General features: G+C 62.2%; 4 protein-coding genes, 1 pseudogene and 1 riboswitch. Of the genes and pseudogenes, 1 reads left to right on the top strand and 4 read right to left on the bottom strand.

Going from position 1 to position 4,015, the window contains the following annotated elements:
- Window positions 1-396: 396 nt before the first annotated feature.
- The 4 genes and pseudogenes from ACLP9N_RS36865 to ACLP9N_RS36850 all read right to left on the bottom strand — a co-directional run.
- A complete protein-coding gene (locus ACLP9N_RS36865) occupies window positions 397-753 on the bottom strand; it encodes a hypothetical protein (RefSeq protein ID WP_442412020.1) in 357 nt (118 codons plus the stop codon).
- A 130-nt stretch (window positions 754-883) separates the two neighbouring features.
- A complete protein-coding gene (locus ACLP9N_RS36860) occupies window positions 884-1,099 on the bottom strand; it encodes a hypothetical protein (RefSeq protein ID WP_442412019.1) in 216 nt (71 codons plus the stop codon).
- Window positions 1,096-1,365, bottom strand: coding sequence for a hypothetical protein (locus ACLP9N_RS36855; RefSeq protein ID WP_442412018.1), 270 nt, complete (start codon window positions 1,363-1,365; stop codon window positions 1,096-1,098). The genes ACLP9N_RS36860 and ACLP9N_RS36855 overlap by 4 nt, the downstream gene beginning before the upstream one ends.
- Window positions 1,366-1,418: 53 nt before the next feature.
- Window positions 1,419-1,634, bottom strand: a pseudogene (locus ACLP9N_RS36850) (histidine kinase); the annotation flags it as partial.
- A 533-nt stretch (window positions 1,635-2,167) separates the two neighbouring features.
- Window positions 2,168-2,273, top strand: a riboswitch (SAM riboswitch).
- A gap of 511 nt (window positions 2,274-2,784) precedes the next feature.
- Between ACLP9N_RS36850 and ACLP9N_RS36845 the strand changes: the two are divergent.
- Window positions 2,785-3,534 (top strand): class I SAM-dependent methyltransferase, encoded by a 750-nt coding sequence (locus ACLP9N_RS36845; protein WP_442412017.1) that lies wholly within the window; start codon window positions 2,785-2,787, stop codon window positions 3,532-3,534.
- The last annotated feature ends 481 nt before the right edge of the window (window positions 3,535-4,015 follow it).

The raw sequence follows: 4,015 nt of genomic DNA, 5'->3' as shown, positions 1-4,015 counted from the left end.
CAGACAGCAGGAATCACTGCGAACGCAAGAGGCTTGAACACACGCTTCCTTTCACAGAGTGTTCGGGCACAAATGGACCTGAGCAAGGAAATCTGCTGATCGGCATCGGCGGTGCTCAATTGGTCATACTCACCCTCGGACTGGCGGCACCGGCCCACGCCAACTTCGGGGTCGCCACGTTCGGAGCGTCATACTCCCACGGTGCTGGTTTGACGCGGAATGGGCCACATTCTTAACGAAGCCTTCACACCCGCGTGGCAAATCTTCACAGTTTCGGCCGTGCCTGTAGGGGTCGTGCTTGGACATCTGGAGCTTTTTCTCGATGTGCCACAGCTGGTGGTAGGCATCGATCACGAACTCCATGGGCGGGAGCCTGAAGTTCCGACCTTGTGCGCTCTAGCTGCTGTCGCTCTGGAAACTCCACCGCAGAGCACGTGCCAGGCTGGACACGTACCGGTGGTGCTGATCTTCGGTTACTTCTTGCCCGACGATAATCGCCAAGGCGCGGCACGTATCCAGCGCGGGTTCGGTGTTCATCGTCGACCTGTTCTTGGACTGGACGTTCATCGGCTGGGTAGTGGCGGTGGCAATGGCAGCGCGGACGGGTTCACTGAATCGTTCCGACTTCGTCCAACCGCCGGACTCCAAGTAGCGGACATGGGCTTTGGTGGGGTTGGCGTCTTTCGACGTGATGACGACAACCCGATCCCAGAACTCCTTTTCACGCTGGTGATAGCGCAGCCGGTCGGCCACAATATCGGCCTAAAGAAATCTTGTGGGAATCCGAAACGGCGACCGACGCCGAGGTTCGTGCGATGGAGATGAAGCTGATCCGAGAAACCGGGGCTAACGATCCCGCGATCGGCTACAACAAGTTGCCGCGTTACAGCCAGGACGTGCGCGTCGAGTCGACATGACCACAACCCAGCCCCGCATCGCCCTCGGTTGGGTTGTTGATCCCGGCAATATGGCGCTTGATGATCTGCAGAAATTGAGCGTCGCCACCGGCGGTGTCCCCGTCGTCGGCGCGGGCCGTGCCGGTGGCGCCAACCTCGAGCGCCGACACCAGGGCGGCCATAACCACGGCCGCCCGCCTCACTTCCGGTTCCGCTTCCGCAGCTTCCGCGCCCCGTCCTCGAACAACCACGGCGCGCCAGACTGTAGGAGCATGTCGATCCGGTGCTGAATCAGCTCATCGCTCAACTCGGGGAGCCCAGACAACTCGCGGATGCGGTTGGGCGAGACCTCCCACAGCGCGATCGCGCACGCCTCCGTCACCGCCCGCCTGATGTGCGGTCCCTCCGGTCGGGGGCGCTGGCTTGGCGGTTTGGGTTTGACGGTGGTTGGCGGGATCGGCGCGGTCATAATGGCAGGTCTAAGTGGTGTTGTGAGCCGATCTGCTGTGTGCCGGTGACGTGCAATTCGAAGACGGTGGTGCTGATGTCCTCGATCACGGTCTGCAGGTCGGTGACCGACCGGTTCAGCCGAGCGGTGATCTCGCTCGATCGGGACTGGGCGATGATGCCCTGCAGATCCAAACCGACAGCGTAGATCCGCTGAATCACATGGTCGTTCAGTTCATGCGCGATCCGCTCACGGTCGGCCAGCACAGTCAGATGACGGGCGCGTTCTAGAGGAGCGGTGCTGAGTATTGGCGGAGCGTTCATAATGTCCCCGGCATGCATGCGGTTATCAGCGGAGTTGTTCGGCTTCGAGCGACTGCTCGGTGAGGGCGGCGGCGGCGGGCGGCTGGCCTCATTCCGGACTGGCTGAATCCTCAGCATCGCTCACGCTACACTTCGCAGCTGCGATCTGACATGGTGTGTTTCGGCGGCACTCAGGAGATGCCGAAGTGCCGATCGTCGTCGGTTTGTTCCGACGACGTCTCGTGGTGGCTCTACCTTCTCCGGCTGGCCGGGATCACCATAAGGGACGTTGGACCCCAAAAGGCCTTTGTTCATGAAGCCATGCGGAGCCACGCGGATTTAGGTGTTGTGTATGTTGAGTGCACGGGCCGCTGATCGTGACCCAAAAACATGCTCTGAACTGCGATGATGTTGGTGCGCGATACTGGGATTGAACCAGTCAATGCATTGGCGCCGCACTTCTTCGCGGCTTATATCTTCTGTCCAGCGCCGTGTCGGTTCGTTCCCGTAGAGTGACCTTGCTTCACGAGATGCCGTCGCCACGCTCCGACTCGACGGCACGCCAACCCCACGCTCGTGGGTGGCTCGGATGACGAAGCGGCGGGCACCAACCGGTGAGGGGGGGGCAGAGCCTCCCATCCCTGATCGGCGCCCAGCGGGCCGTACAGACGGCAAGCAGGGCCAATTCCAGCCGGTCCAGCTCTAGAGCTGCCAGCACGTCGGGGTGGTCGGGGTCGAGCCATTCAGCGCGGATCGCCTCGCATTCGGTGTCGGCTTCCTCAGCAGAATCGCTTCGGGGCGAGGCGTTAGACCCAGAACACCTCTCAAAGACCCCCAAAACTAAGGCAACAACGTGTCGGGTTTCAGGGGGATGGTGGACACACCGTGGACACGGTCTGGACACAGTCACACTTATCTAGGCTTAGCTAGGCAAAGGCTATCTGCCCAGCTCAGAGCGGTTTCGACCCCCTGACCAGGACCACCCCGAACGGTTCGAGTCCGACTGGGGGCACGGCGTTGCCGCTGGTCGGCGAGTGTCTAGCCCCTCGCGTCAACCCCTAAGCGCGTCTCGGTGTCACCCGTTGTCACATTGTCAGCGCGTCGAGCGTGGCATCGACAAACGCTTTATCGTTTCGGGATGAGCCAACCAGCGCAATTCGATCCGCTCCGCTACGAGAAGATGTATCGCGATCAGCAGTCCGCGAACGGCTTGCCGGCTGCCACAGGGTGGGATATCGGCGGCCCGCAGCAGGTCGTCAAGCAACTTGTTGCGCTGGGTGCGGTCAAGGGCGAGGTTCTTGACCCGGGTACCGGTCCGGGCCACCACGCCATTTACTACGCCTCACAGGGCTACTCGGCGACTGGCATTGACTCCTCACCGGCCGCAATCGAGCGGGCGAAGGAGAACGCGCGGCGTGCCGGGGTTTCGGTGAACTTCCAGGTGGGCGACGCGATAAAGCTGGAGGGTCTGGAGAACCGTTTCGACACGGTCGTCGACTGCGCCTTCTATCACGTGTTTTCGGACGTGCCGTGGGCGAAGAGGGCGTATGCGCGGGCTTTGCACCGGGCGACCAAGCCCGGAGCGCGGCTCTACATGTTCGAGTTCGCCCCCTACAGTGTCAACGGCATCGTTGCGCCGCGGTCGGTGTCCCTAATCGACTTCCTAACAGTGTTCCCCGACGCCGGTTGGCAGCTCACGTATCTGGGACCGACCACGTATCAGGTCAACATGAGCACGGTAGCCTATGACATGTTGATCGCCCGCAATCCCGATAAGGCCGAGCAGTTCAGGCCTGCCGCGGAAGGGTTCCGGTTGATCGAGCCGTGGCTGACAAATGGTCGGATGTACGCCCCGTTCTGGGAGATGCACGCCACCCGCGTGGACTGATCGGAGACGAAGACGCTCTGGAGCCGGTCGGCACCAGGCGCAGCGAGATCGACGAGGTAGCCGGCAGTTGCATGACCGCGGTGTCCCCTTCTTGCGGCCTTCCACTTCGCCGCGCCGTAACCGGCCCACCAGTGTGTCGAGATCGGCTTTCGACAGCTTCTGGACCTCGAGGGGGGCCGAGTTCGTCGCGCAGCGCCGCTAGCTTCGACCGGTGCCCGGCCAGCGTCGAATCCTTCAGTGAGTGCTTTGACGCCAGCCACGCCTCGCACACCTGGTCCACCGTCTACTCGCTGGAGTGGACGTACGTTCCGGCCGTGACGCCGGCCTGCACCGCCGCCAACTCGGCGCGGGCACTAGCCTCGATATTTCGCGCGACCAGCAGGCTGGAGGTGGCCTTGTGTAGGTGATCTTTGGTCGTAAAGCTCGTCGTCGCTTGCCGGTGTGAGTCCGGTCCGGGTAGCTGTCAGGAGGCCCGGTAGCA

The organism is Mycobacterium sp. (genome assembly GCF_052144515.1).
In the GTDB taxonomy this organism is placed as follows: Bacteria; Actinomycetota; Actinomycetes; order Mycobacteriales; family Mycobacteriaceae; genus Mycobacterium.
The sequence above is the reverse complement of the archived record's forward strand: the minus strand, read 5'-3'. Positions and strand labels throughout refer to the sequence as shown.

Coding starts and splice junctions, on each gene's coding strand:
- ACLP9N_RS36855 (WP_442412018.1), bottom strand. CDS start 1,365: ATGACCGCGCCGATCCCGCCAACCACCGTCAAACCCAAACCGCCAAGC.
- ACLP9N_RS36845 (WP_442412017.1), top strand. CDS start 2,785: ATGAGCCAACCAGCGCAATTCGATCCGCTCCGCTACGAGAAGATGTAT.